This is a genomic window from Sphingomonas sp. Leaf198, from assembly GCF_001424005.1.
GTDB lineage: Bacteria > Pseudomonadota > Alphaproteobacteria > Sphingomonadales > Sphingomonadaceae > Sphingomonas.
The window spans coordinates 99,051-126,041 of the sequence record NZ_LMPX01000001.1; the positions used below are offsets into that span (position 1 = coordinate 99,051).

The window sequence follows — 26,991 nt, forward strand, 5'->3', positions numbered from 1 at the left end:
CCCAATTGGGCCCCGGCCTCCGCCGGGGTGGTGCTCGTGTGTTGGGTAAGTGGTTCGAGCGGGAAACGAGGCTCAGCCCCCACGCACCTTCGACAGCGTAGTCCCCGCAGTAATCGCCTCGATATCCGTCACCAGGTGCAACATCCGCACCCCGCCACGCCCCATCGCCCGGTCCAAAGCCCCCGCAAAATCCTCAGTCCGCTCGACCGTCTCGGCCCAACACCCATAAGCCCGCCCCAGCGCGGCGAAGTCCGGGTTCCGCAACCCGGTCCCCGACACCCGCCCCGGATACTCCCGCTCCTGGTGCATCCGGATAGTCCCATACCCGCCATTATCGACGACGAGCACCAGCATGTCCGCGCCATGCGCCACCGCGGTCGCCAGTTCCTGCCCGTTCATCAGGAAACACCCGTCGCCGGCCAGCGCCACCACAGTCCGCTCCGGATGCCGCAACGAAGCCGCCACTGCCGCCGGCACGCCATACCCCATCGCGCCCGCGGTCGGCGCAAGCTGCGTGCCCGGCCCGGCATACGCCCAGTACCGATGCCACCACCCCGAATAATTCCCCGCCCCGTTGCAGAGGATCGCATCCGCCGGCAGCCGCTCGCGCATCGCTGCCACACATGGCCCGAGATCCATCACCAGATCGCGCGGCGCCGGCGTCGACCAGTCGAGCCACTCCGCATGCGCCTCCTGTCCGGCAGTGCGCGGCGGCAGGTCGACCGCCAGCAACGCCTCGGCAAACTCCGCCATCCCCGCACACACCGCGACATCCGCGCGGTACGCCCAGTGCAACTCGTCCGGATCAGGATGTACATGGATCAGCCGCTGCCCCGGATGATCCGGCGTGATCAGCGCATAGCCATCGGTCGTCGCCTCCCCAAGCCGAGGTCCGACCACCAAAAGCAGATCCGCCGCCTTCACCCGCTCGACCAGCTTCGGATTGGGTCCATACCCCAAATTGCCTGCCCAAACCGGGCAGTCGTTCGGAACAGCATCCTGCCGCCGAAACGCCGCCGCCACCGGAATCCCGTTGCGATCCGCCCACGTCGAGAACGCCCCCGACGCCGCGACATCCCAGCCAGCCCCGCCAACGATCGCCACCGGCCGCTCCGCCGTCGTCAGCAAATCCGCAAGCAAATCCATCGTGTCGGCATCACACCCTTGCGCCACCCGCTCGACCCGCGGCCGATCGACCGCGTCGACCATGTCCAGCAGCATGTCCTCGGGCAGCGCGAGCACCACCGGCCCCGGCCGCCCCGACATCGCCGTCGCATAGGCCCGCGCGACATATTCCGGGATCCGCCGCGCATCGTCGATCCGCGCTGCCCACTTCGCGATGGGGGCGAACATCGCCTGGAAATCGATCTCCTGGAACGCCTCGCGGTCGCGCGTGCCGCGGTCGATATCGCCGACGAACAGGATCATCGGCTGCGAATCCTGCATCGCCACATGGACGCCGATCGACGCGTTGGTCGCACCCGGCCCGCGCGTCACGAACGCCACCCCCGGCCGGTGGGTCAACGTCCCGTCCGCGCACGCCATGAACCCGACACCGCCCTCCTGCCGGCACACGACGAGATCGATCGCGGGCGTATCGTGCAGCGCGTCGAGCACGGCCAGGAAGCTCTCCCCCGGCACGGTGAAAATCCGGTCGCAGCCCTGTGCGACGAGTTGGTCGACCAGGATACGGCCGCCGGTGCGTGGTGTGATCATCGGCGCATCCTGCCGTCCGTTGCGCGCGAAGTCGAGACGCGGTTACGCTGGCAACGAAGCCGGGACCAACCCGACTCGCCCGGAGAGGATCATGACAGACTTCACCACCGTCGCCGACGGCCTGCGCTTTCCCGAAGGGCCGGTGGCGATGCCCGACGGCAGCGTCATCCTCGTCGAGGTCGAAGCCGGCCGCATCACCCGCATCGCTCCCGATGGCACAAAAGCGACCGTCGCCGAACCCGGCGGCGGCCCCAACGGCCTCGCGGTCGGCCCCGACGGCAAGCTGTATTGCTGCAACAATGGTGGCTTCGCCTGGCGCGAGACGAACGGCTTCCTCACCCCGCATGGCCAGCCGGGCGACTATTCCGGCGGCCGGATCGAGCGGATCGACATCGCCACCGGCGCGGTCGAGATCCTCTACAAGGACGGCGATTTCGCCTGCTCGTTGCGCGGACCCAACGACATCGTCTTCGATTCGCACGGCGGCTTCTGGTTCACCGACCACGGCAAATCGCGCGAACGCGCCCGCGACATCACCGGCATCTTCTACGCGAAGTCGGATGGCAGTCACCTGGAGGAAGTGATCTTTCCGAGCGAAAACCCCAACGGTATCGGCCTCTCGCCAGACGGCACGCGGCTCTACGCGGCGGAAACCTACATCTGCCGCCTGATGGCGTTCGACATCGTCGCACCGGGCAAAGTCGCCAACACTTCGGGCACGCCGCTCTACCGCCCCGCCGGCTACAAGTTCTTCGATTCGCTCGGCGTCGAAGCATTCGGCAACATCTGCGTTGCGACGATCGGCGAATGCGGGATCAGCGTGATTTCGCTGGCGGGGGAGCTGGTCGAGTTCGTCGCGACCGACGACGTGTTCACGACCAACATCTGCTGGGGCGGCGCGGATGGCATGGACGCGTACATCACCTGCTCGGGCAGCGGCCGGCTGGTGAAGACCCGGTGGAAGCGCCCCGGCCTGAAGCTGGCGTATTGAAGCCATTGTATCCTCCCCCGCTAGGGGGAGGTGTCGCCGAAGGTGACGGAGGGGGAGGACACGGAACAGGGGTTTCCCTTTCCTCCCCCTCCGTCTGGCAAGAGCCAGCCACCTCCCCCTAGCGGGGGAGGATCGTGAAAAGTCGATCCGCGCTACGTTGCCGAGCGCCAACCACCGGCTTATGCGAGGCGAAAGACCATAGGAGGATGCATGGCGAACAAGCTCTACACCGACGCGGCGGCGGCGCTCGAAGGCGTGCTGTTCGACGGCATGACGATCTGCGCGGGCGGGTTCGGGCTGTGCGGCATCCCCGAGCGGCTGATCGACGCGATCGAGGCGTCTGGCGTAAAGGACCTCACGATCGCCAGCAACAATGCCGGGATCGACGGGCAGGGGTTGGGGAAACTGCTCCGCTCGCGCCAGGTGAAGAAGATGATCTCGTCCTATGTCGGCGAGAACAAGGAATTCGAGCGGCAATATCTCAGCGGCGAACTCGAGGTCGAATTCTGCCCGCAGGGCACGCTCGCCGAACGCTGCCGGGCAGGGGGGGCTGGCATCCCCGGCTTCTACACCAAGACCGGCGTCGGCACGCAGGTCGCCGAGGGCAAGGAAACCAAGGTCTTCGACGGCCAGGAATACATCCTCGAACGCGGCATCCGCGCCGATCTCGCGATCATCAAGGGGTGGAAGGCGGACGAAAGCGGCAACCTCATCTTCCGCAAGACCGCGCGCAACTTCAACCAGCCGATGGCGACCGCGGGCAAGATCTGCGTTGCCGAGGTCGAGGAGATCGTCCCCGTCGGCAGCCTCGACCCCGACATGATCCACCTGCCCGGCATCTACGTGAAGCGGATGATCGTCGGTGCGCCGTACGACAAGCAGATCGAGTTCCGCACCGTCCGCGAGCGGGTTTCCGCGTGAAGCGAGGCCTGATGGTGGATCGGAAGCGCTCCCCGTTCTCCTGCGAACGCAGGAGCCCAGGGTCGCAGGCGTGGCGCTTGGTATCCTGGTCCCCTGCGTTCGCAGGGGCACTGGTTTTGCAGGGGTGCGTAAGTGTCTCCGCGCCGACGTCGATCGCAGCGACGCCGACTGTCTCCGCACCCGTCACCGTCGACGGCGTCCCCGCCGGCATGCAGTATCTCTACGCCTCGGGCGAAGCGGCGGCGGTCAGCATTCAGGCTTGGAGCGCGCTCGTCGGCTATGTCCGCGCGCAACGCACGCCAACCTCCGTCGTCCTCGCGCAAGGCGCTTCGCTGGCCGCCCCCGCCTGGACCCCCTGCGGCACCAAGCCAAAAGCCGCCGTGTTCGACGTCGACGAAACCGTCCTCCTCAACCTCGGCTTCGAATACGACGCGTCCTCCGGCCAACCCTGGTCCGATCCCCGCTGGCAGGACTGGGAGCGCACCGGCGTCAAGCAGGTCGCACCCGTCCCCGGCGCGCTGAATGCGCTCACCCAACTCCGCGCGATGGGCGTCACGGTGATCTTCAACACCAACCGCTCCGCCGCCAACGCCGCACAGACTGAGGCCACGATCGAAGCCGCCGGCCTCGGCCCCGCGCGACACGGCGAAACGCTGTTCCTCGCCGGCGACGATGCGACGGGCTCGAAGAAGGACGGCCGACGCGCGACGATCGCCGCGAAATACTGCGTCGTCGCGATGGGCGGCGATCAGCTCGGCGACTTCAGCGACCTGTTCAACGCCGGCCAGACCCCCGCCACCCGCCGCGCAACAGTCCAGTCGCCCGCGATCGCGGCCAGATGGGGGGCAGGGTGGTTCGTCCTCCCCAACCCCGTCTACGGCACCGCGCTCAAAGGCAACCGCGACGAGGTATTCCCGCCAGCAGTCCGCTGGGCCCCGACAGGAGGCGTACGCTGATGGCCGACCACCCAAACGCGATCGCGCTCGACAAGGGCGCCCAACTCACGAGTGAATCGGTCGAGGTCGCGCGGATCTGGATCACCAACGGCGCCGGCAGCAACGTGCTGATCGACGCGGGCATCCTCGAGGATCCGACCGTGTTCGGCTACCTCCTCGCCGACACGATCCGCCACGCCGCGCGCGCCTATGCGGGCACCTGGGGCCTCGACGAGGACGCCGCGTTGCAGGCGATCGTCGACGGCGTCGGCACCGAGCTCCGCGAACAATTCACGACCATCACCACCATCCAGGAAGGAATGCACTGATGCCCTGGGACCGTAACCAGATGGCCGCGCGTGCGGCGCAGGAACTGAAGGACGGCTATTACGTCAATCTCGGCATCGGCATCCCGACGCTGGTCGCGAACAACATTCCCGAGGGGATGACCGTCACGCTCCAGTCGGAAAACGGCATGCTCGGGATCGGCCCGTTCCCGTATGCGGGCGAGGAAGACGCCGACCTGATCAACGCCGGCAAGCAGACGATCAGCGAGCTCCCCTCGTCGGTGTATTTCAGCTCGTCGGACAGCTTCGCGATGATCCGCGGCGGCCATATCGATCTCACGGTGCTGGGCGCGATGGAGGTCAGCGAAGGCGGCGACATCGCCAACTGGATGATCCCCGGCAAGATGATCAAGGGCATGGGCGGCGCGATGGATCTCGTCGCGGGCGTCAAGCAGATCATCGTCGTGATGGACCACACCGCCAAGGACGGAAGCCCCAAGTTCATCCCGTCCTGCACGCTGCCGCTTACCGGCAAGAACGTCGTCGACATGATCGTCACCGACTTGGCCGTGTTCCAGCGCCCCGATCACGACAGCCCGTTCACGCTCGTCGAGATGGCGCCGGGCGTGACCGCGGACGAGATCGCCGCGAAGACCACAGCGCGCTACACCGCCTGATGGGCTACACCCTCGTCACCGCGAACCGCAATTACTCGAGCTGGTCGCTGCGCCCCTGGGCCCTGATGAAGGCGCTCGGCATCGACTTCGAGGACCGGATCGAGCCGTTCCTGGAGCCCGTCAATTACGAGGCGTTCCGCGCCTTCTCGCCGACCGGGCAGGTGCCGGTGCTGATCGACGGCGAGCGGACGGTATGGGACTCGCTCGGCATCGTCCTGTACCTTGCCGAGCGTCACGACGGCGTCTGGCCTTCCGACGCCGAGGCACGGGCGTGGGCGATCTGCGCGACGGCGGAGATGCACGGCGGGTTTTCCGCGCTCCGCAACGAGCGGACCATGAACGTCGGCGTCCGCGTGAATGCCGCCCCCGGCAGCGACGCGCTCGACCGCGACGTCGCGCGGATCGCCGAACTCTGGAGCGAGGGACTCGACCGGTTCGGTGGCCCGTGGCTCGCTGGCGCCGAGTTCACCGCCGTCGACGCGTTCTTTGCACCAGTGGCGTTCCGCGTCCGGACCTACGGGATCGACGTCGGTGCGGCTGGACTCGCCTGGGTCGAGCGGATCATCGCCCACCCGGCGATGCGCGAATGGGAAGCGACCGCGCTCGCCGAGACATGGCGCGAGGAAAGCCACGAGGCCGACCTCGTCACATGCGGATCGATCACCGCGGACTTCCGCCGCTGATGCGCCGCGCCGCGATCGTCATAGCGCTGATCGTCATCCTGATCGCAGGCACGGCGTTCACCGCAGGCCCCGGCACGCTCAGCGTCCTCGACGGCGTGATGGGTGGCGGACGCGGGACCGCACGCATCCGCGAAGGCGTCCCGTTCGGTACGCACGGGCAGAAGCTCGACGTCTGGCGCCCGTCCGGCGGCGCGAAAACCGGCCTGCCGGTGCTGATCTTCTGGTACGGCGGCGGCTGGGTCCACGGCTCGCGCGGCGCCTACGCGTTTGCGGCGCGCGCCTATGCGAAGGCGGGCTACGTCGTCGTCATGCCCGACTACCGCAAAGTACCCGACGTCCGCTTCCCCGCCTTCCTCCAGGACGGCGCCGAAGCCGTGAAATGGACCCGCGACCACATCGCCGCGGCGGGCGGCGACCCGAACCGGATCGCCGTCGCCGGCCATTCCGCCGGCGCCTACACCGTCGCGATGCTGACGCTCGACGAACGCTGGCTGAAGGCCGAAGGCGTCGACCCGAACATTATCAAGGCCGCGGTCGGCCTGTGCGGGCCCTACGATTTCTACCCCTTCACCGCGAAACGCGCGATCGACGCGATGCAGGGCGCCGCCGACCCGGTGATGACTCAGCCGATCCACTTCGCGCGGCGCGACGCCCCGCCGATGCTGCTGATCACCGCCGGCGACGACACGCAGGTAAAGCCGCACAACGCGATCAACCTAACCGCGCGGCTGAAGGCGCTCGGGGCGCCGGTGACACACATCGATTATCCCGGCCTCAGCCACGAGAACGTCGCGATGGCACTCTCGAAACCGTTCCGCGGCAAGGCCCCGGTGCTGGCCGACAGCGTTGCGTTCCTGAACCGCGTGCTGGACGCATCGGCGAGCGTACCCGCCGTCCGCTAAGAATTTCGATAGTTCGCACGTCGCGCCATATCGGATGCGATACTATTGGAATCTCTGATTCTGTTGTCGCGACAGGGATCCTTAATACTCCTGTAATGCTTCATAATGGACGCTGTCGTCGTTGACGATAGTAACCGAAGAGTCCGACCTTGTGGATGGCGCTGGAACGTCGGGGGAAGATCCGTAATCTTTAACCTGGTGGATATCTGCGTCTTTTTCTGAAAGGAAAGTCATGTCAGATCCCGGCACGGTTCTCGATACGGTGAACGCAAAATGGTACAATACGCTGGCCAAGGAGCTCAACCTGTCGGTGGAGGAGTTCCAGCTCTGCCAGGGTGACGTCATCCTGCCGCGGACGACCGATGAACTCTGGGACATGATGGACGCGCTGCCCGCCGACACGGTTATCCAATATTATTCGCCCGACACGCTGGTCAGCCTTTCGAGCCAATACACCTCGCTGCTGTCGTTCGTGCAGGCATCGAGCGTGGTGGATCTGAACAAGGCGATGGGCGCGGACAACACGAAGTCGTGGGCCGCCGCGAAGAGCGCCTATTTCACGGCCAATCCCTCCGCATTCAGCGATTCCGCGATCGTTCTCCAGACCGCATTGCAGAATCTGTTCCAGAACTGGTCGATGGCGGAATTGGTGCCGAACCCCGGATCCGCTGCGCAATGCTATACGCTGTACCGCGCGGGATTCGAGAACCCGATCTACATCGCGCAGGAGTTGCAATTGAACCTGCCGCTCGGCGGCCCGGCGGCATTCAACCAGACCTATGAAGGGGTGCTGGGCGACATCGGCGTCGCGCCCGGCGTGAATTTTACGATGGAGTCGGCCCAAGCCTCGTCGGATATCAGCAATTCCTGGGCGAACAGTAGCAGCTCGACCGGCGGGACGTACTTCTATTCCAAGTCGAGCAGTTCGGCATCGACCGATTTCTCACAGACGTTCGCCTCGTCCTCCTTCACGGTCACGGTGTCCTACGATCATTTCATCAACGTGGCGGCGCTGCCGCTCTCCGGTGAATCGATCGACGCCGACAAGACGACCTATCTGCCGTGGTATTATGGCGCCGCACTGGCCTACGCTTACAACAACAAGACGGCCGCGGTATGGACCGATCTGACGCAGTGGGATGCGCTGTTCGGCCCCGAGGGATCGATGCAATATGTCGTCACCAGCTTGATCATCGCCGACGGTACGTCGACGATAACGACATCGTCGCAGGCGTTCAGTACCGCGGAGCAGACCTATGCCAACGCGCAGAGCAACGAGGGCTATGGTTGCTGGCCCTATTATGTCAGCAACAGCTCCGACAGCACGACCAATACGAGCACGACGTTCAATGCGTCCAGCAATCTGGTCGTGACGACGACATCGGCGCTCGGCAATCCGATCGTCGTCGGTGTCCTGGTGTCGTCCGTGAAGGATCTTGCGCAGGACGCATAAGTCGAATGCGGCGATGCCTGCATGGATCAAGGCCGATAGTTGCGCCGGGGCTTTGCCCGGGCGCAACTATCGGTTAAACGCCCGCCCATCATGGCCACTCCCCAAACGCTGTACGAAAAGATCTGGGCGGCGCACGTCGTCGAACGCCGCGACGACGGCACCTGCCTGATCTATATCGACCGCCACCTCGTCCACGAAGTCACCAGTCCGCAGGCGTTCGAAGGCCTCCGCGTCGCAGGCCGCAAGGTCCGCCGCCCCGACCTGACGCTCGCCGTCCCCGATCACAATTTGCCGACCACCGCGCGCAAAGATGCCGCTGGCCGCGTCCTGCCGATCGCCGACCCTGAGAGCGCGCAGCAACTCGACGCGCTCCGCCGCAATACGTCCGAGTTCGGCATCGACTATATCGACGCGATGGCTATCGAGCAGGGCATCGTCCACGTCGTCGGCCCCGAACAGGGTTTCACGCTTCCCGGCACCACGCTCGTCTGCGGAGACAGCCACACGTCGGCGCACGGCGCACTCGGCGCGCTCGCGTTCGGGATCGGCACGAGCGAAGTCGAGCACGTCCTCGCCACGCAAACCTTGCTGTTGTCGCAGGCCAAGACGATGGAAGTCCGCGTCGATGGCGAACTCGGTTTCGGTGTCTCCCCGAAGGACGTCATCCTCGCGATCATCGGCAAGATCGGCGCTGCGGGCGGCACCGGCCACGTCATCGAATTCACCGGCAGCGTGATCCGCGCGATGTCGATCGAAGGTCGCCTGACGATCGCCAACATGTCGATCGAGGCGGGCGCGCGCGCCGGCCTGATCGCGCCCGACGACACCACTTTCGCCTATCTCAAGGGCCGCCCGATGGCTCCGACCGGCGAGAACTGGGACCGCGCGGTGACGTGGTGGCGTAGTCTCGCCACCGATCCCGGCGCGAAATACGACAAGTCCGTCACGCTCGACGCTGCCGATATCGCCCCCGGTCTCACCTGGGGCACGAGCCCCGAGGACGTCGTGCCGATCACCGGAGTCGTCCCCGAACCGTCGAGCTTCGCCGATCCCGCCAAGCAGGCCGCCGCCCAGAAGTCGCTCGACTATATGGGCCTCACCGCCGGCACCGCGATGCGCGACGTCACGATCCAGCACGTCTTCATCGGCAGCTGCACCAACAGCCGCATCGAGGACCTCCGCGCCGCTGCGGCGATCGCCGACGGTCGCCATGTCGCCACCGGTGTCCGCGCGCTCGTCGTCCCCGGTTCGGGCCTCGTGAAGCGCCAAGCCGAAGCCGAAGGGCTCGACCGGATCTTCATAACCGCCGGCTTCGAATGGCGCGAACCGGGCTGTTCGATGTGTCTCGCGATGAACCCGGACAAAGTCCCTGCGGGGGAGCGTTGCGCTTCCACGTCGAACCGTAATTTCGTCGGCAGACAGGGTCCCGGAGCGCGCACGCATCTGGTATCACCCGCGATGGCGGCAGCGGCGGCGGTGACCGGTAAGCTGAGCGACGTCAGAGAGTTGATGGGGGAACGAGCATGAAGAAGGTTTTCGTACTGCTGGCGGCTGGCGCGATGATCAGCGGCGTCGCGGCCTATGTCGCATCGGCGCGCACCACCCCGGAGCGCTCGGGCCCGGAGCGCACGGAACAGCGATGACCCCCGTCACGACCGTCTCGGGCCGCGCCTATCCCTGGGGCGCGAAGAACATCGACACCGACGTCATCATTCCGGCGCACTGGCTGAAGACGATCACGCGCACCGGCCTCGGCCGTGGCGCGTTCGAGACGGTCCGTGCGCAACCCGGCAGCATCTTCGACGATCCGCGCTATGCCGGGTCGCCGATCCTCATTGCGGGCGATAATTTCGGTTGCGGTTCCAGCCGGGAGCATGCCGCCTGGGCGCTCGCCGACATGGGCATCACCGCGGTGATCGCGCCGAGCTTCTCCGACATCTTCTCGGGCAACGCGTTCAAGAACGGCATCGTCCCCGTCGTGCTGCCCCAGGAGGCGATCGACCGCCTGCTCGAGGTCGCCAAGGATCAGATTGTCACCGTTGATCTCGAGACGATGACCGTCACCACCCCGTTCCAGGACCGCTTCACCTTCGAACTCGACGCATTCCGCCGCCAGTGCCTCATGGAAGGGCTGGACGAAGTCGGCCTGACGCTGGCAAGGGATACCCAGATTTCGAAATTCGAGGAGGCGGTCGCATCGAATCGCCCCTGGACGACGGTGGAGAGCGGGTATGCGAGCATTGGTGTCGAAGGCAGTCGGCGGACCTGAAACTCTGGAAATGGTCGAGCTGCCTGATCTGGCAGCCGGCCCCGGACAGGTCGTCGTCGCGGTCAAGGCCTGCGCGATCAACTTCCCCGACGTCCTGATCATCGAGGACAAATACCAGTTCAAGCCGCAACGCCCGTTCGCACCGGGCGGCGAGATCGCCGGCACGATCGACTCGATCGGCGAAGGCGTCACCGGCTGGGCAGTCGGCGACCGCGTGATCGCGATGCTCGGCCATGGCGGGCTGTGCGAAAAGGTCATTGCCGATCCCGCCAAGCTCTACCGCCTTCCCGAAGGGCGTAGCTTCGCCGAGGGCGCCTCGCTGATTCTCACCTACGGCACGACGATCCACGCGCTGCTCGACCGTGGCCATATCAAGGCGGGGCAGACGTTGCTCGTGCTCGGCGCGGCCGGCGGGGTCGGGCTCGCCGCGATCGAACTCGGCAAGGCATTTGGCGCCAAGGTCGTCGCCGCGGTCTCGTCAGAGGAGAAGGCCGCCGCCGCCAAGTCCGCCGGTGCTGACGAAACGCTGATCTACGCCCGCGCCCCGTTCGACAAGGACCAGTCGAAAGCGCTCGCCGAGCAGTTCAAGGCCGCGGTCGGTCGCGACGGCGCACACGTGATCTACGATCCGGTAGGTGGTGATTATGCCGAGCCCGCGCTCCGATCGATCGCGTGGGAGGGCAAGTACCTCGTCGTCGGTTTCCCTGCCGGCATCCCGAAACTCCCGCTTAACCTCACGCTACTCAAAAGCTGCGACGTCTGCGGCGTGTTCTGGGGGGCGTTCGCGGCGCGTGATCCCAAGGCGAACCAAGCACATATCGAAACGCTGTTCGACCTGTGGGAAGCAGGCAAGATCGCGCCTCGCGTCACCGAAGTCTTCGCGTTCGAGGACGGCGGCAAGGCGATCGCGAAGATGGCGGCACGCGGTGCGATCGGCAAGCTGGTGGTCGAGGTCGGCTGACCCCGGCGGCCCGCGCCAAGGTTCGCGACGCCGTGTTCCACGGCCATTATTGCGCATGCGCGGTCCGCGACCTATCTCCGGCTGGATACACGGCTGTACCGGGGACTTGCGCAATGACCAGTTTCGACGATCGCGAACGCGCCAGCGAGGCGCATTTCGCGCGCGAGGAGGAGATGGCGTTTCGCATCACCGCGCGGCGCAATCGCCTGCTCGGCGGCTGGGCGGCGCATGAGATGCAGCTGACGCCGGAAGAAACCGACGCCTATGCCACCGCGCTCGTCCATGCCGACATGGAAGGCGGCGGCGACGACGACGTCGTGCGCAAGCTCGTCGGCGACCTGACCGCAGCCGGGCTCGATCACGACGAGGCGACCGTCCGCCGCGCGCTCGCGCAGCAGATGATCGAAGCGCGTCGCCAGTTGCTGGAGGCGCAGTAAGATGCCGATGGCTGCCCACGACATCGCGACGATGATCCGCGACGCGATTCCCGATGCGCAGGTCGAGATCACCGATCTCGCCGGCGACGGCGATCACTACGCCGCCAAGGTCGTCGCGCCGAGCTTCGCCGGCCTGAGCCGCGTGAAGCAGCACCAGGCGGTCTACGCCGCGCTGGGCGGCCGCATGGGCGGCGTCCTGCACGCACTCCAGCTTACCACCGCAATTTCCTGAGGACCCGGAGATGACCCAAGACATGACCGACGACACGAACGCCCGCATCGACGCGGTAGTCAAAGCCAGCCCCGTGGTATTGTTCATGAAGGGCAGCCCGCTCTTCCCGCAGTGCGGCTTCTCCAGCCGCGCGATCGCGATCCTCAACCACCTCGAAGTCGAGTTCGAGAGCGTCGACGTGCTGCAGGACCAGGGCATCCGCCAGGGCATCAAGGCCTATTCGGACTGGCCGACGATCCCGCAGCTCTACGTTGAAGGCGAGTTCGTCGGCGGCTCCGACATCATGATGGAAATGTACGAGAGCGGCGAGCTGGCGCAGCTGTTCGAGAAGCAGAAGACGGTCTGAAGTTTCCGCTGGGGGCGGGGCGGAGCATCCGGGGGGCACCTCGGCCAGCATGCCTCACCCCACCCCCGTCATCCTGACGAAAGTCAGGATCCAGAGCCACGAGGTGCTGCGTCCCGTTACCCCGGATCCTGAATTTCGTCAGGGTGACGGGAAAACCGACCGATGCATCTTAATCCTGAGAGGCACCGGGGAGGATGGATCGATGCGAGACCGGACGGTAGCGATCGATCCACCCTGCTTGAACGCCGCAGCGTTCGGTGACGTGACAGACGATGCAGTGCGCGTGCCAGAACGTGGTATCCCACCGATCTACGCCACATATGTTAGTTAATCGCCGAAGCGCTGGTCCGCGGTGTGTAAAATCCGCCGACACTGCTGCCCGATGACGGGGTCTTGCCATCCCCGCTCGCAACGGCCATCTCGGTCGTATGGCTGAGCACCCGACCGGAATCCCGATCCAGCTCGAGCCGCTCGTCGTTCGCGTGCTCGCGCCCAATCCGTCGCCCTACACCTACACCGGTACGCAGACGCATATCGTCGGCACGGCCGATCTGGCGGTGATCGATCCCGGCCCCGACGATCCCGCGCACATCGCCGCGCTGATCCGCGCGATCGACGGCCGCCCCGTCACCGCGATCGTCGTCACGCACCATCACCGCGATCACAGCCCCGCGACACGCCCGCTCCAGGCCATCACCGGTGCGCCGATCGTCGGCGCCGCACCGTTCGATATCGAGTATTCCAGCGCACGCGGGGATGCGTCGTTCGACGCCGCCTACGCGCCCGATCGGGTGATGGCCGAGGGGGACACGATCGCCGGCGAAGGCTGGATGCTGGAAGCGATCGCGACGCCCGGTCACACCTCGAATCATCTCGCCTTCGCCTTGCCCGAGACCAACGCATTGTTTTCGGGCGATCACGTCATGGGCTGGTCGACGACCATCGTCTCGCCGCCCGATGGCGACATGGCGGCGTACATGACGAGCCTCGAAAAGCTGATGCGTCGCGACGACCGGGTCTATTATCCCGGCCACGGCGAAGCGGTCGAGAAGCCGCAGCGGCTGGTCCGCGGCATGCTCGGCCATCGCAAACAGCGCGAGGGGCAGATCCTGCGGCTGTTGCGGAGCGAACCACAGCCGATCGGACGGATGGTGGCCCAGATGTATGTCGGGCTCGACGCGCGGCTCACGCCTGCCGCAGAGCGGTCGGTGCTCGCGCATCTCTACGACCTGCAAAACCGTGGCTTGGTGATCGAGGAAGGCGAAACATGGCAGATCAAGATTTGAATGCGCCCAATACCGGTTCCGGCGTCGGCGGCTTCCTGGCCAAGGCGGCGGGGTTCGTCGTCATCCTCGTGCTCGCCGGGCTGCTCGCGCTGTGGGGCGTGCAGCGCTATGTCAGCGACCGGCTGACTCCCGATCCGACGACGATCGCGAGCGCCAGCCTGGAGGGGCTGCGCGAGCAGAACCGCCTGTCCGCGTTCGCCGCGCGCTATGTCGCGGTCGTCACCTCGAAACAGTCGCAGCTCGGTTTCACCACCGAGAAGACGCTGATCATGCCCGGCATGGTCCGGTACGAGGTCGACATGGGCAAGCTGACGCAGGCCGACGTCGCCTGGGACGGCGCCACCAAGACGCTGGCGGTACGCCTGCCCGCGGTCGAGGCGGACGGCCCACAGGTCGATCTGAACGCGGTCCGCGAATATGGCTCGGGCGGCGTGCTGACCACCTTCACCGACGCCGAGAAGCGCCTCGACGATGCCAACCGCCGCGCCGGCCAGATCGAGCTGATCCGCCAGGCGCGCGAACCGGCGATGATCAAGCTCGCGCGCGACGCAACCCGCCGTGCCGTGGAACGCAGTTTCGCGATGCCGTTGCGCGCCGCCGGGATCGACGCGACCGTCGCGGTGCGTTTCGCCGACGAGCCGGTCGCGAACGGGGAGCGCTGGGATACCTCGCGCTCGCTGCAGGACGTGCTAGGGAACCGCCAGTAAACGCGATCGGGCTATTCGGGATACGACGATGGAATTGAACCAGAACTTTGCGGGTATCGACATCCGCGCCGAGATCGAGCGCCTCCGCAAGGAGAAGAACGCCGTCATCCTCGCGCATTACTACCAGAAGCCCGAGCTTCAGGATCTCGCCGATTTCGTCGGCGACAGCCTCGACCTGTCGCGCAAGGCGGCGGCGACCGATGCCGACGTGATCGCGTTCTGCGGCGTGCGCTTCATGGCCGAGACCGCCAAGATTCTATCGCCCGACAAGATCGTCGTGCTGCCCGACATGGATGCCGGATGCAGTCTCGAGGATAGCTGCCCGCCCGAGCAGTTCGCCGCGTTCCGCGCGAAGCATCCCGATCACATCGCGCTGACCTACATCAACTGCTCGACCGAGGTGAAGGCACTCTCCGACATCATCGTCACCTCGTCGTCGGCGGACGCGATCCTCGCGCAGATCCCGCCCGAGCAGAAGATCATCTTCGGCCCCGATCGCAACCTCGGTGGCTATCTCGCGCGGAAGACCGGCCGCGACATGCTGCTCTGGCCCGGCGTCTGCATCGTCCACGAGGCGTTTAGCGAGACCGAGCTGATGAAGCTCAAGGCGCAGCACCCCGGCGCGCCCGTCGTCGCGCATCCCGAATGCCCACCGATCATCCTCGACCACGCGGATTACGTCGGCTCGACGCGCGGTATCCTCGACTACGCGCTGGCGATGCCCGGCGACACGCTGATCGTCGCGACCGAACCGCACATCATCCACCAGATGGAAAAGGCGCTCCCAAACAAGCGTTTCATCGGTGCGCCCGGCGCCGACGGCAATTGCAACTGCAACATCTGCCCGTACATGGCGCTCAACACGCTGGAAAAGCTCTACGTCGCGCTGCGCGATCTCAGCCCGCGGATCGAGATCGAGGAAGGCCTGCGCCTCCAGGCGAAGAAGAGCCTCGATGCGATGCTGCGGATGGCGTCGAACACCGTCGGCAAGGGCGATCTCGGCCCCGCCGGCTGTGCGAACGCCTGATCCGTCAGGCCGAGGGCGCGGTCTTGGGCACCTGGGCCAGCGCCTGATCGATATGGATCGCGGCGATGGTCAGTTCGAGCGTGTCGGCCAGTACGAGGGCCTCGCCAAGCAGCTGGGTCAAACGTGCTGTCTCGGCCATCGTCTTGGTATGCATCGATCGTTCCTCGGTATCGGTCAGGCAAACTCGCCTGGGGATGTTCGGTTCCAACGCGAAAATCTTTATGGTGCAGACAGATGCGGCGATTTCGCTGGCCCCGCAATATGCTCGTCGGCATCTGCACTGATACGACCGACGCGTCGCCACTGGGAGTCTTGAGATGAACGCAGCATTGCCCGACGTCGGATTGCCGGCACAGTTCGTCGTCGACGCGTTCGTCGCGTCGACGCTGGCGGAGGATCTGGGCACGATCGGCGACATCACGTCGAACGCGGTCATCCCTGCCGACGCGCGATTCACCGGCGTCATGGACAGCCGCGACCCGATCGTCGTTGCCGGGCTGGATCTCGCCGAGGCGTTCTTCCGGACGCTCGATCCCGACGTCCGTATCGAACGACTGGTGCAGGACGGACAGCAGGTTGCGGCGGGGACGATCCTGATGCGACTCGAAGGGGCAGGGCGGGCGATGCTCACCGCCGAGCGGTCCGCACTCAACACCGTCCAGCATCTGTCGGGGGTTGCTACCATGACGCGCAGCTATGTCGACGCGATCGCCGGCACCGGCGCGATCCTGCTCGATACGCGGAAGACCATTCCCGGCCTGCGCGTGCTGGAAAAATACGCGACCCGGATGGGCGGCGCGCAGAACCACCGGATGGGTCTGTGGGATGCCGCGATGATCAAGGACAATCACGTCGCGGTTGCCGGCGGCGTCGCCGAAGCGGTGCGCCGGGCGCGTAATGCGGGGATCGCGCACATCATCGTCGAGGTCGACCGGATCGACCAGATCGCTCCCGCGCTCGCGGCCGGCGCGACGCATCTCCTGCTCGACAACATGCCGCCGGCGATGTTGCGCGAGGCGGTTGCGCTGGTCGGCGGGCGCGTGCCGACCGAGGCGTCGGGCGGCGTCAACCTCGACACGATCCGCGCGATCGCCGAGACCGGCGTGACCTATGTCTCGGTCGGCCGCTTGACGCAGTCGGCACCCGCGGCGGATATAGGCCTCGATTTCACGACGGCATGACCGGCTCGCCGGCGCGTCCCGGTCGCAGCATGATCGATAACGGGGACAAGACGATGATCAGGCCGGTATCCATAACGCGCTACGAACGGCTGTATCTCGCCTCGTTCGTGATCGGGCTGATCGTGTCCGCGATGAGCTGGGGGCCGCGGAGGGCGATGGTCGCGGCCACGCCGATGCTCGCGAAGATCGGCTGGATCCTGCCGACGTTCGAGGTCGCCGGGATCGTGATCACGCTGACGCTCTGGTATTTTACCGTGCGGGCGCCGAGCGGCGTGGCGCGGTGGGTGGTGATCGTGCTGGCCGCGCTCTCCGCGATCGGCGTCGCGATCTCGCTCGTGCAGTTGGCGACCGGGCATGCGGTGCCGAGCGCGACGCTCGGGCTGTCGATCGTCGCGAGCGTGGTCTACATCGGCGCGGCGCTGCAACTCCTGAAACCCGATGCGAAACTCTGGTTCGACCAGGCTGGACGAGGACATGCCGCATGATCGTTAGACTGACCATCGCTGCGGCGGCACTGGCGCTGCCCGGAGTAGCCCAGGCGCAGGCCTATCAATGCTCGACCCCCGCCACCGTCGAGCGCGTCCGCCCCGACCTGCCGTCCGACAGCCAGCCCAAGCGCGTCGTCCCGATCGGCGGCTACACGCTCGCCATTACCTGGGCCCCGCAATATTGCCGCGACAACGGCACGCGCTCCGGGTCGCAGTTCCAGTGCGGCGCGGCCAACCGCTTCGGCTTCACGCTGCACGGTCTGTGGCCCGACGGCGTGGACAAGGACTGGCCGCAATATTGTCGCGCAGCCGAGTTCGTCCCGCCACCGGTGATCCGCGCGCATCTCTGCACCACGCCCTCGGCGCAGTTGCTCCAGCACGAATGGGCCAAGCACGGCACCTGCATGCCGGGCTATCGACCCGCGAAATATTTCAACCAGTCCGCCGGGCTGTACGGCAAGCTGCGCTATCCGGACATGGACTCGCTGTCGCGCGCACCGCTGACCGCCGGACGCTTTGCGACCGCGATGGCGTCCGCCAATCCCGGGCTCAACGCCGACATGATGCGCGTGACCGCGACGAAACAGGGCTGGCTCGATGAAGTCTGGATCTGCCTAGACCGCCGCTTCCGCTACCGCCGCTGCCCCGTCCACCAGAGTGGCCTGGCCGACGGTGCCCCGCTGAAAATCTGGCGCGGCAGCCGATAAGGACTATTCCAATCCTCCCCCGCCAGGGGGAGGTGGCGCTAAAAGCGACGGAGGGGGAGGACACGGAACAGAGGTTTCCCCAACCTACCCCTCCGACAGGCGCCTGCCACCTACCCCCGGCGGGGGAGGATCAAGGGCATGACGCTTCTACCCGTCTAGCGTCGTCGTCGACGGGTAGTGCCGGTCCAGATGCTTCTTGATGATCCGCAGGTTGCGCGTGTTCGAGCGGAAGAAGAAATCGGGGATCGCGCCGACGAACGGGATCATCCCGAGCGCCCAGTCGAACCCGATATTGCCCGCCATCCGCGCCACCTGGACCTTCGACATGCCGATGTTGCGCGCCTCCCACGCCATCCAGCCGCCGACCGCCGCGGCGATCGTGCTGCCCGCGAACGGCACGATATCGAGGATCACGTCCAGGCCGACCTTGCGGTTGGTGCCGGGGATCTGGAACAGCCCCTCCATCACGCGTTCCATCGCCTCGACTCGGCGGCGAACCGACAGCGCATCGCGCCCCATCGGCAGCGAGTCGAGGATCGATCCGGGTGTGATGCGGGTGACGGTCGGTTTCATGAATCCTAGTTGGTATCGGCGCGCAACCGGTTCAACGGGTGCCACGCGCGCGGGTTGGGCTGCCACTGCGCCAGCCTCGCGGTGACCAGCGACCAGCGCAGCGGGCGCGCCAGCGGGATGAACGCGACATCCTCGTTCATCGCCGCGTCCGCCGCGGCGATGCGCACGCTCCGCTCCGCCAGCGTCGGCGCCTCGCGCGCCGCCTCGACCGCCGCCTGCGCAGCCTCGCCGCACACCACACACGCGCTCGCCAGATACCAGCGCGCGCTGTCATAGGGGGCGACCGCATCGACCAGCTTCAGCTCGGCCTCGGCATCCAGCGCAACGCGCGACGGGGTGATACCGATCGCCATCAACGACGCGGCGACATGCGCGTACAGCAGCGTCGCACCGGGGCCCGCGGGCAGCGCGATCCGCACTGCGATCGGGCCGCCCGTCCAGCCCGCCACACGCTGCCGCGCCGCCGCCCGTCGCTCGTCCTGCGACAGCAGCGACCAGGACGGAACCTGCGGCAGCGATGATGAATCGAGGATGTCGGGCAGGATCCGATCCGCGGGATCCCAGGCAGGCGCGATCGCGGTCGTCAGCGCGGTCCGGTCGATCGCCTCCGAGATCGCCGCGCGGTTGGCAGCCTCCGCGAGGAACCCGTCGCGCCGCACGATCGCCAGCCCGAACAGCCCGACCGCGGGATCGACGCGGATGTTGGCGGGCGCGATGTCGGCGGTCGCGAGCAACGGCCAGTCGACGAAGCTCCCGCCGCTGACTAGGTCCGAATCGCGATGGGCGAACCGCGCGATCGCCCGCGCGGCGCGTTCGCCGATCAACCGGACGTCCTCCTCCGCCTTCAGGTCATGCTGGTCGTCGGGGTCCGCCTCGCCGGGATCGAAGGCGGGGCGCAGCAACGGCGCGGTCCCGCCGCGCGCGATATGGAACGGCCCGGTGCCGCTGACGGGCTGCAACCGCAGCAGCGCGAGTTCGGGTTGCGCGAACAGCTTCAGCAGGTCGGGGCGCGGGCGCGACAGCCGCACCTCGATGACCTGCGGCGTCATCACGACGATCTCGTCGATCGCGGTCATGAACGGCGCCAGCGGATTGCGCGATCCGGTTCGGAACTGGCGTTCCAGCATCGCCACGACCTGCGCCGCGGTGACCGGCGTGCCGTCGCTCCATCTCACCTCGCGCAGGCGGAAGATGTAGCTCATCCCGCCGTCGATCACGATCCAGCGTTCGGCGATACCAGGCTCGATCTGCCCGGTCGCATCGAACCGCACGAGCCCCTGCGCGGTCGAATCCATCAGCAGCCGCGCCGGGGTATCGAGCGCGACCCGACTGGCATCGACCGCTTCCGGACGCGCGCCGATCGCACTGACGACGACCGCTCCGGTATCGCGCCGCTGGTCGCACCCCGCCAACGTGACGCAACCCGCAAGCAGCATAGCCGCGCCCCGGACGAGTCCCGATCGCCTGACGAAGGACTCGGCTTTCTGGTTCGTCAATCGCCGCCCTCCGTTCGCAACCGCGCGCGATCGGGAATAGCCAGGGTCGGGGATCAATGACAGGGGGCATTGCCCGCCCGCACTTCCGCCGCGGCCGCTAAGCTTTCGTCAACGGATTCTCGGATAGCGTGGCGTTCATGGATCGATCGTTCATAGCGATAACCGCCACGGCGTCGGCGCTTATGTTCGCCGGCGTCTGGAGCGCCATGGCGCCGACCGGCACGCCGCCGCCCGAAACCCCGCTTATTGTTGGCGCACCGATAGACGTGGCTCGCCCCGTTGACGCGGCCTCGCTGCCGGTTTTAGCAAAAACCCCGACGGCCAACGGACGGGCTCGCCTCAAAATAGCCGCGCCGGCCCGCGACGCCGCACCGTACAACGTCACGCGCCCGGTCTATGGACAAGCCGCGTCCCCGGTTGAGCGGTCCGCGCCCATCAATGCGGTCTATCGCGGATGTCGCGAGGCGCGCGCTGCGGGCGTCACGCCTCTATACCGCGGAACGCCCGGCTATGGCGCCCATATGGACGGCGATGGCGACGGGATCGCGTGCGAGAATTATCGCTGAGCCGACACTTCCGCCAAACCCTCAGCTATGCAGGAAGTGCATCACGTCGCCGTCATGGACGACATACGCCTTGCCTTCCGCGCGCAGCTTGCCCGCCTCGCGTGCCTTCGATTCGCCACCCAGCGCGATGAAGTCGTCGAACGCGATCGTCTCGGCGCGGATGAAGCCCTTTTCGAAATCGCCGTGGATCTCGCCCGCGGCCTGCGGTGCGGTCGCGCCCTCGTGGACGGTCCAGGCACGCGCTTCCTTCGGGCCGACCGTGAAGAACGTCAGCAAATGGAGCAGCTTGTACCCGGCGGTGATGACGCGGGCGAGGCCGGTCTCTTCCAGCCCCAGCTCGCCGAGAAACTCGCCGCGATCCTCCGCTGGCATCGTCGCGATCTCCGCCTCGATCGCCGCCGACACCACGACCGCCTCGGCGCCCTCGGCCTTCGCCTTCTCGAACACCCGCGCCGACAGCGCATTGCCGTTCGCCGCATCGCCCTCGTCGACGTTGCACACGTACAGCACGGGTTTCGCGGTCAGCAACTGCGCCTGCGCGAACACGCGCGCCTCGTCCTCGTCCTTCGGCACGGTCAGCCGCGCGGGCTTGCCTTCGCGGAGCAGTTCGAGCGCCTGGCCGAGCACGGCGGCGCCGATCTTGGCTTCCTTGTCGCCCTGCATGCCCTTCTTGGCGAGGTTCGGCACGCGCTTCTCGAGGCTTTCGAGATCGCTCAGCATCAACTCGGTGTCGACCGTCTCGGCGTCGGCGATCGGATCGACCTTGTTGTCGACATGAGTCACGTCGCCGTCCTCGAAACAGCGCAGCACGTGGACGATCGCGTCGACCTCGCGGATGTTGCCGAGGAACTGGTTGCCGAGCCCTTCGCCCTTCGACGCGCCGCGCACGAGGCCGGCGATGTCGACGAAGCCGAGCTGAGTCTCGATGATCTTCTGCGATCCAGCGATCTTGGCGAGCGCGTCGAGCCGCTTGTCGGGCACGCCGACGTTACCGACGTTCGGCTCGATCGTGCAGAACGGATAGTTCGCCGCCTGCGCCGCGGCCGTCTCGGTCAGCGCGTTGAAGAGAGTGGACTTGCCGACGTTCGGCAGCCCCACGATGCCGCAGCGAAAACCCATGATATGCCCTTGGTATTAGAATGTGCGGGCGCTTTAGGGCAGGGCGGCAAGGAAGGCCAGCAAGGACGCCTCTTCCTTAATCCTCCCCCGCCAGGGGGAGGTGGCAGGCACTTGCCTGACGGAGGGGGAGGCCGGCGCAACCGCTGTTCCGTGTTCCTCCCCCTCCGTCGCTTCGCGCCACCTCCCCCTCGCGGGGGAGGATCAGCAAGAAGAGACCTGATCGACCCACTCGATTGCCGCAGTGCAGCAAAATAATCATACCGAACGGTAGTTATCATATGGTCGACGCTTATATCCTGATCCCAGTTTGAGATAGATCAGGAATTACATGACCACGACCGCCAACGGCTACGCCGCGCAATCCCCCGAAACCCCGCTCGCCCCGTTCTCGTTCGAGCGCCGCGAACCCGGCAAGACCGACGTCGCGATCGACATCGCGTTCTGCGGCGTCTGCCATTCCGACCTCCACACCGCCAAGGGCGAGTGGGAAGGCACGCTCTACCCCTGCGTCCCAGGCCACGAGATCGTCGGTCATGTCACCGCCGTCGGCAGCGACGTCACCAAGTTCAAGGTCGGCGACGTCGTCGGCGTCGGCTGCATGGTCGACAGCTGCGGCGCGTGCCCGTCGTGCAAGGACGGCGAAGAGCAATATTGCGAGACCACCGGGTTCGTCGGCACCTATAACGGCCCCGATCCCGTGCTCGGCGGCCACACCTTCGGCGGCTATTCGGACAAGATCGTCGTCGACGAGGGCTTCGTGCTAAAGGTCTCGCATCCCGAAGCCGACCTCGCCGCGGTCGCGCCGCTGCTCTGCGCCGGCATCACGACCTACTCGCCGCTCAAGCACTGGAAGGTCGGCCCCGGCCAGAAGGTCGGCATCGTCGGTCTGGGCGGTCTCGGCCACATGGGCGTCAAGATCGCCAACGCGATGGGCGCCGAAGTCTACGTCTTCTCGACCTCGCCGAACAAGCGCGACGATGCCAAGCGTCTCGGCGCGAGGGACCTGATCGTGTCGAAGGACGAGGCCGCGATGGCCGAACACGCCAACAGCTTCGACTTCATCCTGAACACCGTCGCAGCGAGCCACAACCTCGACACGTTCACCGCGTTGTTGAAGCGCGACGGCACGATGACCCTGGTCGGTGTCCCCGAGCATGCGCATCCGTCGCCCTCGGTCGGCAACCTCATCTTCAAGCGCCGCGCGATCGCCGGCTCGCTGATCGGCGGCATCGCCGAGACGCAGGAGATGCTCGATTTCTGCAACGAGCACGGCCTGGTGTCGGACATCGAGATGATCCGCATGGACGAGATCGAACCCTCGTATCAGCGCATGGTGAAGAGCGACGTGAAGTACCGCTTCGTCATCGACATGGCGTCGATGAAGACGACCTGATCGGGCAGGGGTGGCGCGTGTTGTATGGCGCCGCCCCAAACTCCCTCCCCTTCAGGGGAGGGTCGGGGTGGGGCAGTGCCCAAGCGCTTGTATCCGCGGCCAGGCCCCACCCCAACCCTCCCCTGAAGGGGAGGGGGTAAGAAGGTGTCGAACGCTTCCACAAAAACCACCACCCCGGCGAAGGCCGGGGCCCAATTGGGAAGGCCGTTGTGAGTAAGGGCGGTCCTTTGTTAGCGACGTTTCCCAATTGGGCCCCGGCCTTCGCCGGGGTGGTGTGATATAGGAAACAGCGCTGCCGCCCCCATCACCACCGATAATTGAAACTGATACTGATCCGCTCGCCCTTGGCAGCATTCGGCACGACCTCATGCCGCAACCAGCTTTCCCACAGAAACACACTCCCCGGCTTAGGCTCGGCATACACGAACGTCCGCAAATCCTCCGCAGCATCCTCCAGCCGCGTCGGCGCTGCCATCATCATCGGCAACCGCGGATCCTCCAGCTTCAGCGCCCCAGCCCCTTCCGGAATCGCCACGTACATCGTCCCTGATACAACGCTATGCGGATGGATATGCCCCGAATGCGCGCCCCCAGGCTTCAGGACGTTCACCCAAAGACTGTCGAGCTTCAACTTCCGCCCGCCCAGATCGAACGCACAATCCTTCGCAAACTGCGCGACATGCTTGTTCAGCAGCCGCACAAGATCCCCGAACCGCGGATCGCGCAACGGCAGGTCGTTCAACGACGCATACGAGGTATACCCGCGATACCCATGCGCCTTCGACCAGGCGACCCCGGCGCGATCGGCCTTCGCCAGTTCGAGCGCGGCGTCCTCGAGTTCCTCGACCAGATCGTCGTCACCGAGATCGGCCTCATAGAACCGCGTGGCAAACAGGGAACGGGTAGTCATGGCTGCATCCTCAACGCGACATCGTTCATGAAGCGGACGTCGTCGCCTTCCGCCAGCCATTTGGCTTCCGCCGCGACCGCGCCGAGCATGTCGGAGAGCGGCTCGATCTCGGCCTTAGAATAATTGCCGAGTACATAGCCGGTGACGCGGTCTTTGTGCCCCGGATGCCCGATCCCCAGCCGCACGCGGCGAAACTCCGGCCCCAGATGCTGGTCGGTCGATCGCAGGCCGTTATGCCCCGCGGTCCCGCCGCCGGTCTTCACCTTCACGCGGAACGGCGCGATATCGAGCTCGTCGTGGAACACCGTCAGCGCCTCGACCCCGAGCTTGTAGAAGCGCAGCGCCTCGCCGATCGCGCGCCCGCTCTCGTTCATGAAGGTTGCGGGTTTGAGCAGCAGGATCCTGGTCGAGCCGATCCGTCCCTCCTGCGTCCAGCCCTGGAACTGCTTCTTGACCGTGCCGAAGCCGTGCACCTCGGCGATCGCGTCGGCGACCATGAACCCGACATTGTGCCGGTGCATCGCATATTGCGCCCCCGGATTGCCGAGTCCCGCCCAGATCTGCACGTGTGATTCTCCAAGAAACAGTCGTTGCCCGTGCCCCTACCGTCATTCCCGCGGAGGCGGGAACCCATATCGGCAAACCTCTCGATTCCATAAGAAATGTCCGAGCGTCTGGATCCCCGCCTGCGCGGGGATGACGGTTTTTTAGGCGAGCGAACGGCTTACAAAACGAAACGGGCGGGAAAGCCCTAGCTTTCCCGCCCGCCAGATCGTCCGAAGACGAAGAAGATTAGTCCTTCTTCTGCGGCGTGATCTTGTCGTCGTCGTTGTTGTCGTCGTTCGGCTCGACCGCAGCCTCGTCCTCGGCAGCAGCTTCGGCAGCCTGCGTCTCGGCGACTTCAGCCTCGAGCTCTTCGTCCTCGACGGTCGGCACGGTCGGCGGCACGATCGTGGCGATCGCGAAATCGCGGTCGTCGATCGCGGGCGTCGCGCCCTTGGGCAGCTTCACGTCGCTGATGTGGATCGAATCACCGATCTCCAGCCCGCTAAGCGAAATCGTGATCTCGCTCGGGATGTCCGAAGCGTCGACGACCAGCTCGATCTCGTGGCGCGTGATGTTGAGGACGCCCTTGCCCTTCTTGATGCCCGGTGCGTCGTCTTCGTCGGTGAACGCGATCGGCACCGCGACGGTGACGGTCGAATGCTCGCCGATGCGCAGGAAGTCGACATGGATCGGACGATCCGAAACCGGGTGGAACGACACGTCCTTAGGCAGCGTGCGCACGCCGTTGACCATCACCACGGAATTCATGAAGTGGCCGGTCATCAGCGCCTTCATCAGCGCCTTTTCCTCGAGGTGAACCGAGGTTGGTTCCTGGTTCAGGCCGTAGATCACGGCAGGCACGCGGCCATCACGACGCAGCGCCCGGGAGGCTCCCTTGCCAACCCGGTCACGCGTCTCGGCTGCGAGCGTCAACTGGTCGCTCATCTGTATTCTCCGAAACTCGTTTGTTGTCCTTCCCGCCCACGCCTCCAGGGATGACCATGGACCGGAAGCGCGGGCGCATAGCGGAAAGCGGCGTTAGAATCAACTAAACCTGACCCCTCGCCCCTCCGGGGAGAGGGAGGGGCCCGCGTGCGCTTGCACGTGGGAGGGTGAGGGGAGTGAGGTTCGGGACGTTCGCGCCAACTCCCCCTCACCCTTCCGTCGCAAGCGCTCCTCCCTCCCTCTCCCCGAGGGGAGAGGGACTCGGCACCTCAATACTTCACTCGCTCAGCCTTCACCCCAAGCTTCGCCAACTGTGCCTGAACGCTATCCTTGCCCGCCAGATGCCCCGCACCGACCGCGATAAACACCGTCCCCGGTGACTTCATCCGGTTCGCGACCCACTCCGCCCAGCGCGCATTGCGGTCGAACAGCAGCGCCTTCGCCACCTCGGGCGAGTCCTTCAGATCGTCGTTCATCTCCTTAGCGAGCGCTTCGGGATCGCCCTTCGCCCATTCGTCGACCATCGTCGCCATCGTTTTCTCGAGCGTCGGCAACTCGTCGATCGTGCTCCCCAGGAACTGCAACTGCGCCTTTTGCGACAGCCCCCCGAAATACCCCAACTGCTGCTCCGCCGTCTCAAGTCCGATCACCGGCTTCCCCGCAGCCTTGGCCGCCGCCGTGATCACCTGCTCCGGCCCGTTCGCCGCATCATAGCCAAGCTTCGAAAGCGGCGCGATCGACAGGTTGGTCGCCGCCAGCCAAGGCTTGAACCGATCGAACGCATTCGCCGGCAAGCCCAGATCGGTCACCGCCTTCGCATACGCCGCACGCTTGTCCGCGGGCAGCTGCTCGGTCAGCGTCGGGCCGTCCTTCGACACGCCGGTCGCCATCACCAGCGACTGCATCTTCGCGGGGTCCGGCATCACCAGCTCAAGCACCACCTGGTTCGAGCGATCGAACGCAGTCTTCACCGCCTCGTCGAACCACGTCATGCCGGGCTTCAACACGTGGATCGTCCCGAACAGGTAGATCGTCGTGTCCTTATCCTTCACCACCCAAAGCGCCGGATCGGCATCGTTCGCGGCCTGAGCCGGCTTCGGCGCGACCTGCGCACAGGCGGGCAAAGCGAACGCCATGGCGATGGCAGAGAGCGCGGATCGGAACGAAACGATCTTCGAAAACAGCTTCAAGGGGAGGGAATCCTTATCGTTGGTGCAGCCCATGTAGGACGCCGCAG

31 protein-coding genes are annotated in these 26,991 nt (G+C 66.0%); 22 read left to right on the forward strand and 9 right to left on the reverse strand.

Annotated elements, in window-relative coordinates; all coding sequences use genetic code 11:
* Positions 1–72 precede the first annotated feature (72 nt).
* On the reverse strand, positions 73–1,716 hold the full coding sequence (locus ASG20_RS00460; RefSeq protein WP_056047194.1) for a thiamine pyrophosphate-binding protein: 1,644 nt from the start codon (positions 1,714–1,716) through the stop codon (positions 73–75).
* Between the two features lie 91 nt (positions 1,717–1,807).
* On the opposite strand from ASG20_RS00460, the gene ASG20_RS00465 reads away from it, so the two are divergent.
* The 17 genes from ASG20_RS00465 to nadA all read left to right on the forward strand — a co-directional run bounded on the left by ASG20_RS00465 (position 1,808) and on the right by nadA (position 15,830).
* Positions 1,808–2,707, forward strand: coding sequence for an SMP-30/gluconolactonase/LRE family protein (locus ASG20_RS00465; protein WP_056047196.1), 900 nt, complete (start codon positions 1,808–1,810; stop codon positions 2,705–2,707).
* Between the two features lie 210 nt (positions 2,708–2,917).
* Positions 2,918–3,628: a CoA transferase subunit A gene (locus tag ASG20_RS00470; protein WP_056047199.1), complete on the forward strand. Its 711-nt coding sequence runs from the start codon at positions 2,918–2,920 to the stop codon at positions 3,626–3,628.
* Between the two features lie 77 nt (positions 3,629–3,705).
* Positions 3,706–4,584 carry a 5'-nucleotidase, lipoprotein e(P4) family gene (locus ASG20_RS00475; RefSeq protein WP_056047202.1) on the forward strand — a complete coding sequence of 293 codons (879 nt, stop codon included), beginning with the start codon at positions 3,706–3,708 and terminating at the stop codon, positions 4,582–4,584.
* Positions 4,584–4,892: a DUF5076 domain-containing protein gene (locus ASG20_RS00480; protein WP_056047204.1), complete on the forward strand. Its 309-nt coding sequence runs from the start codon at positions 4,584–4,586 to the stop codon at positions 4,890–4,892. Before ASG20_RS00475 ends, ASG20_RS00480 begins: the two co-directional genes overlap by 1 nt.
* On the forward strand, positions 4,892–5,527 hold the full coding sequence (locus ASG20_RS00485) for a 3-oxoacid CoA-transferase subunit B (protein WP_056047206.1): 636 nt from the start codon (positions 4,892–4,894) through the stop codon (positions 5,525–5,527). Before ASG20_RS00480 ends, ASG20_RS00485 begins: the two co-directional genes overlap by 1 nt.
* Positions 5,527–6,210, forward strand: coding sequence for a glutathione S-transferase family protein (locus ASG20_RS00490; protein WP_056047209.1), 684 nt, complete (start codon positions 5,527–5,529; stop codon positions 6,208–6,210). The genes ASG20_RS00485 and ASG20_RS00490 overlap by 1 nt, the downstream gene beginning before the upstream one ends.
* Complete coding sequence (locus tag ASG20_RS00495) at positions 6,177–7,112, forward strand: alpha/beta hydrolase (protein WP_231420382.1); 936 nt, start codon at positions 6,177–6,179, stop codon at positions 7,110–7,112. The genes ASG20_RS00490 and ASG20_RS00495 overlap by 34 nt, the downstream gene beginning before the upstream one ends.
* A gap of 232 nt (positions 7,113–7,344) precedes the next feature.
* Positions 7,345–8,565 carry a hypothetical protein gene (locus ASG20_RS00500; RefSeq protein WP_056047213.1) on the forward strand — a complete coding sequence of 407 codons (1,221 nt, stop codon included), beginning with the start codon at positions 7,345–7,347 and terminating at the stop codon, positions 8,563–8,565.
* Positions 8,566–8,655: 90 nt separating this feature from the next.
* The gene (leuC, locus tag ASG20_RS00505) at positions 8,656–10,092 is read left to right on the forward strand and encodes a 3-isopropylmalate dehydratase large subunit (protein ID WP_443025855.1); all 1,437 of its coding nucleotides are present in this window, start codon (positions 8,656–8,658) and stop codon (positions 10,090–10,092) included.
* A gap of 112 nt (positions 10,093–10,204) precedes the next feature.
* The gene (leuD, locus tag ASG20_RS00510) at positions 10,205–10,834 is read left to right on the forward strand and encodes a 3-isopropylmalate dehydratase small subunit (RefSeq protein WP_056047216.1); all 630 of its coding nucleotides are present in this window, start codon (positions 10,205–10,207) and stop codon (positions 10,832–10,834) included.
* Positions 10,797–11,795 carry an NADPH:quinone oxidoreductase family protein gene (locus tag ASG20_RS00515; protein WP_201780655.1) on the forward strand — a complete coding sequence of 333 codons (999 nt, stop codon included), beginning with the start codon at positions 10,797–10,799 and terminating at the stop codon, positions 11,793–11,795. Before leuD ends, ASG20_RS00515 begins: the two co-directional genes overlap by 38 nt.
* Before the next feature lie 113 nt (positions 11,796–11,908).
* Positions 11,909–12,232 (forward strand): DUF1476 domain-containing protein, encoded by a 324-nt coding sequence (locus ASG20_RS00520; protein ID WP_056047222.1) that lies wholly within the window; start codon positions 11,909–11,911, stop codon positions 12,230–12,232.
* A 1-nt stretch (position 12,233) separates the two neighbouring features.
* Positions 12,234–12,464 carry a BolA/IbaG family iron-sulfur metabolism protein gene (locus tag ASG20_RS00525; RefSeq protein ID WP_056047223.1) on the forward strand — a complete coding sequence of 77 codons (231 nt, stop codon included), beginning with the start codon at positions 12,234–12,236 and terminating at the stop codon, positions 12,462–12,464.
* Between the two features lie 22 nt (positions 12,465–12,486).
* Positions 12,487–12,810 carry a Grx4 family monothiol glutaredoxin gene (gene grxD / locus ASG20_RS00530; RefSeq protein WP_056047226.1) on the forward strand — a complete coding sequence of 108 codons (324 nt, stop codon included), beginning with the start codon at positions 12,487–12,489 and terminating at the stop codon, positions 12,808–12,810.
* 428 nt (positions 12,811–13,238) lie between these two features.
* Entirely contained in the window at positions 13,239–14,096 is an 858-nt protein-coding gene (locus tag ASG20_RS00535) for an MBL fold metallo-hydrolase (protein ID WP_056047228.1), read from the forward strand.
* Positions 14,078–14,803, forward strand: coding sequence for a DUF4230 domain-containing protein (locus ASG20_RS00540; protein WP_056047231.1), 726 nt, complete (start codon positions 14,078–14,080; stop codon positions 14,801–14,803). Before ASG20_RS00535 ends, ASG20_RS00540 begins: the two co-directional genes overlap by 19 nt.
* Before the next feature lie 28 nt (positions 14,804–14,831).
* Entirely contained in the window at positions 14,832–15,830 is a 999-nt protein-coding gene (gene nadA / locus ASG20_RS00545) for a quinolinate synthase NadA (protein WP_056047234.1), read from the forward strand.
* A gap of 4 nt (positions 15,831–15,834) precedes the next feature.
* On the opposite strand, the gene ASG20_RS19225 is transcribed toward nadA, so the two are convergent.
* Positions 15,835–15,984, reverse strand: coding sequence for a hypothetical protein (locus ASG20_RS19225; RefSeq protein WP_156363984.1), 150 nt, complete (start codon positions 15,982–15,984; stop codon positions 15,835–15,837).
* Positions 15,985–16,147: 163 nt separating this feature from the next.
* On the opposite strand from ASG20_RS19225, the gene nadC reads away from it, so the two are divergent.
* The 3 genes from nadC to ASG20_RS00560 are packed head-to-tail and all read left to right on the forward strand — an operon-like array spanning position 16,148 to position 18,206.
* On the forward strand, positions 16,148–17,011 hold the full coding sequence (gene nadC, locus ASG20_RS00550) for a carboxylating nicotinate-nucleotide diphosphorylase (RefSeq protein ID WP_056047236.1): 864 nt from the start codon (positions 16,148–16,150) through the stop codon (positions 17,009–17,011).
* Between the two features lie 29 nt (positions 17,012–17,040).
* On the forward strand, positions 17,041–17,496 hold the full coding sequence (locus tag ASG20_RS00555; RefSeq protein WP_156363985.1) for a hypothetical protein: 456 nt from the start codon (positions 17,041–17,043) through the stop codon (positions 17,494–17,496).
* The gene (locus ASG20_RS00560; protein ID WP_056047241.1) at positions 17,493–18,206 is read left to right on the forward strand and encodes a ribonuclease T2 family protein; all 714 of its coding nucleotides are present in this window, start codon (positions 17,493–17,495) and stop codon (positions 18,204–18,206) included. Before ASG20_RS00555 ends, ASG20_RS00560 begins: the two co-directional genes overlap by 4 nt.
* Before the next feature lie 147 nt (positions 18,207–18,353).
* Here the strand turns inward: ASG20_RS00560 and ASG20_RS00565 are convergent, their stop codons facing one another.
* Positions 18,354–18,779, reverse strand: coding sequence for a DUF4112 domain-containing protein (locus tag ASG20_RS00565; protein WP_056047244.1), 426 nt, complete (start codon positions 18,777–18,779; stop codon positions 18,354–18,356).
* Positions 18,780–18,784: 5 nt separating this feature from the next.
* The gene (locus ASG20_RS00570; RefSeq protein ID WP_056047248.1) at positions 18,785–20,215 is read right to left on the reverse strand and encodes an ABC transporter substrate-binding protein; all 1,431 of its coding nucleotides are present in this window, start codon (positions 20,213–20,215) and stop codon (positions 18,785–18,787) included.
* 197 nt (positions 20,216–20,412) lie between these two features.
* Between ASG20_RS00570 and ASG20_RS18835 the strand changes: the two genes are divergently transcribed.
* Entirely contained in the window at positions 20,413–20,841 is a 429-nt protein-coding gene (locus ASG20_RS18835) for an excalibur calcium-binding domain-containing protein (protein WP_201780656.1), read from the forward strand.
* A gap of 21 nt (positions 20,842–20,862) precedes the next feature.
* On the opposite strand, the gene ychF is transcribed toward ASG20_RS18835, so the two are convergent.
* Positions 20,863–21,960 carry a redox-regulated ATPase YchF gene (gene ychF / locus ASG20_RS00580; RefSeq protein WP_056047251.1) on the reverse strand — a complete coding sequence of 366 codons (1,098 nt, stop codon included), beginning with the start codon at positions 21,958–21,960 and terminating at the stop codon, positions 20,863–20,865.
* 328 nt (positions 21,961–22,288) lie between these two features.
* Here ychF and ASG20_RS00585 point away from each other — a divergent pair, with 328 nt between their 5' ends.
* A complete protein-coding gene (locus ASG20_RS00585; RefSeq protein ID WP_056047254.1) occupies positions 22,289–23,353 on the forward strand; it encodes an NAD(P)-dependent alcohol dehydrogenase in 1,065 nt (354 codons plus the stop codon).
* 304 nt (positions 23,354–23,657) lie between these two features.
* Here ASG20_RS00585 and ASG20_RS00590 read toward each other — a convergent pair whose 3' ends face one another.
* The 4 genes from ASG20_RS00590 to ASG20_RS00605 form a co-directional block, all read right to left on the reverse strand.
* Positions 23,658–24,263, reverse strand: coding sequence for a TIGR02466 family protein (locus ASG20_RS00590; protein ID WP_056047257.1), 606 nt, complete (start codon positions 24,261–24,263; stop codon positions 23,658–23,660).
* Positions 24,260–24,829 (reverse strand): aminoacyl-tRNA hydrolase, encoded by a 570-nt coding sequence (pth, locus tag ASG20_RS00595; protein WP_056047259.1) that lies wholly within the window; start codon positions 24,827–24,829, stop codon positions 24,260–24,262. Before pth ends, ASG20_RS00590 begins: the two co-directional genes overlap by 4 nt.
* A 226-nt stretch (positions 24,830–25,055) precedes the next feature.
* On the reverse strand, positions 25,056–25,754 hold the full coding sequence (locus tag ASG20_RS00600; protein ID WP_056047261.1) for a 50S ribosomal protein L25/general stress protein Ctc: 699 nt from the start codon (positions 25,752–25,754) through the stop codon (positions 25,056–25,058).
* A gap of 269 nt (positions 25,755–26,023) precedes the next feature.
* Positions 26,024–26,890 carry a TraB/GumN family protein gene (locus ASG20_RS00605; RefSeq protein WP_056050203.1) on the reverse strand — a complete coding sequence of 289 codons (867 nt, stop codon included), beginning with the start codon at positions 26,888–26,890 and terminating at the stop codon, positions 26,024–26,026.
* Positions 26,891–26,991: the final 101 nt, after the last annotated feature.

What these genes read in the sequence shown, in the direction of transcription:
- ASG20_RS00460 (WP_056047194.1), bottom strand. Translation starts at nt 1,716, where the DNA reads ATGATCACACCACGCACCGGCGGCCGTATCCTGGTCGACCAACTCGTC.
- ASG20_RS00465 (WP_056047196.1), top strand. Translation starts at nt 1,808, where the DNA reads ATGACAGACTTCACCACCGTCGCCGACGGCCTGCGCTTTCCCGAAGGG.
- ASG20_RS00470 (WP_056047199.1), top strand. Translation starts at nt 2,918, where the DNA reads ATGGCGAACAAGCTCTACACCGACGCGGCGGCGGCGCTCGAAGGCGTG.
- ASG20_RS00480 (WP_056047204.1), top strand. Translation starts at nt 4,584, where the DNA reads ATGGCCGACCACCCAAACGCGATCGCGCTCGACAAGGGCGCCCAACTC.
- ASG20_RS00485 (WP_056047206.1), top strand. Translation starts at nt 4,892, where the DNA reads ATGCCCTGGGACCGTAACCAGATGGCCGCGCGTGCGGCGCAGGAACTG.
- ASG20_RS00490 (WP_056047209.1), top strand. Translation starts at nt 5,527, where the DNA reads ATGGGCTACACCCTCGTCACCGCGAACCGCAATTACTCGAGCTGGTCG.
- ASG20_RS00495 (WP_231420382.1), top strand. Translation starts at nt 6,177, where the DNA reads ATGCGGATCGATCACCGCGGACTTCCGCCGCTGATGCGCCGCGCCGCG.
- ASG20_RS00500 (WP_056047213.1), top strand. Translation starts at nt 7,345, where the DNA reads ATGTCAGATCCCGGCACGGTTCTCGATACGGTGAACGCAAAATGGTAC.
- leuC (WP_443025855.1), top strand. Translation starts at nt 8,656, where the DNA reads ATGGCCACTCCCCAAACGCTGTACGAAAAGATCTGGGCGGCGCACGTC.
- leuD (WP_056047216.1), top strand. Translation starts at nt 10,205, where the DNA reads ATGACCCCCGTCACGACCGTCTCGGGCCGCGCCTATCCCTGGGGCGCG.
- ASG20_RS00515 (WP_201780655.1), top strand. Translation starts at nt 10,797, where the DNA reads ATGCGAGCATTGGTGTCGAAGGCAGTCGGCGGACCTGAAACTCTGGAA.
- ASG20_RS00520 (WP_056047222.1), top strand. Translation starts at nt 11,909, where the DNA reads ATGACCAGTTTCGACGATCGCGAACGCGCCAGCGAGGCGCATTTCGCG.
- ASG20_RS00525 (WP_056047223.1), top strand. Translation starts at nt 12,234, where the DNA reads ATGCCGATGGCTGCCCACGACATCGCGACGATGATCCGCGACGCGATT.
- grxD (WP_056047226.1), top strand. Translation starts at nt 12,487, where the DNA reads ATGACCGACGACACGAACGCCCGCATCGACGCGGTAGTCAAAGCCAGC.
- ASG20_RS00535 (WP_056047228.1), top strand. Translation starts at nt 13,239, where the DNA reads ATGGCTGAGCACCCGACCGGAATCCCGATCCAGCTCGAGCCGCTCGTC.
- ASG20_RS00540 (WP_056047231.1), top strand. Translation starts at nt 14,078, where the DNA reads ATGGCAGATCAAGATTTGAATGCGCCCAATACCGGTTCCGGCGTCGGC.
- nadA (WP_056047234.1), top strand. Translation starts at nt 14,832, where the DNA reads ATGGAATTGAACCAGAACTTTGCGGGTATCGACATCCGCGCCGAGATC.
- ASG20_RS19225 (WP_156363984.1), bottom strand. Translation starts at nt 15,984, where the DNA reads ATGCATACCAAGACGATGGCCGAGACAGCACGTTTGACCCAGCTGCTT.
- nadC (WP_056047236.1), top strand. Translation starts at nt 16,148, where the DNA reads ATGAACGCAGCATTGCCCGACGTCGGATTGCCGGCACAGTTCGTCGTC.
- ASG20_RS00555 (WP_156363985.1), top strand. Translation starts at nt 17,041, where the DNA reads ATGATCGATAACGGGGACAAGACGATGATCAGGCCGGTATCCATAACG.
- ASG20_RS00560 (WP_056047241.1), top strand. Translation starts at nt 17,493, where the DNA reads ATGATCGTTAGACTGACCATCGCTGCGGCGGCACTGGCGCTGCCCGGA.
- ASG20_RS00565 (WP_056047244.1), bottom strand. Translation starts at nt 18,779, where the DNA reads ATGAAACCGACCGTCACCCGCATCACACCCGGATCGATCCTCGACTCG.
- ASG20_RS00570 (WP_056047248.1), bottom strand. Translation starts at nt 20,215, where the DNA reads ATGCTGCTTGCGGGTTGCGTCACGTTGGCGGGGTGCGACCAGCGGCGC.
- ASG20_RS18835 (WP_201780656.1), top strand. Translation starts at nt 20,413, where the DNA reads ATGGATCGATCGTTCATAGCGATAACCGCCACGGCGTCGGCGCTTATG.
- ychF (WP_056047251.1), bottom strand. Translation starts at nt 21,960, where the DNA reads ATGGGTTTTCGCTGCGGCATCGTGGGGCTGCCGAACGTCGGCAAGTCC.
- ASG20_RS00585 (WP_056047254.1), top strand. Translation starts at nt 22,289, where the DNA reads ATGACCACGACCGCCAACGGCTACGCCGCGCAATCCCCCGAAACCCCG.
- ASG20_RS00590 (WP_056047257.1), bottom strand. Translation starts at nt 24,263, where the DNA reads ATGACTACCCGTTCCCTGTTTGCCACGCGGTTCTATGAGGCCGATCTC.
- ASG20_RS00600 (WP_056047261.1), bottom strand. Translation starts at nt 25,754, where the DNA reads ATGAGCGACCAGTTGACGCTCGCAGCCGAGACGCGTGACCGGGTTGGC.
- ASG20_RS00605 (WP_056050203.1), bottom strand. Translation starts at nt 26,890, where the DNA reads ATGGCGTTCGCTTTGCCCGCCTGTGCGCAGGTCGCGCCGAAGCCGGCT.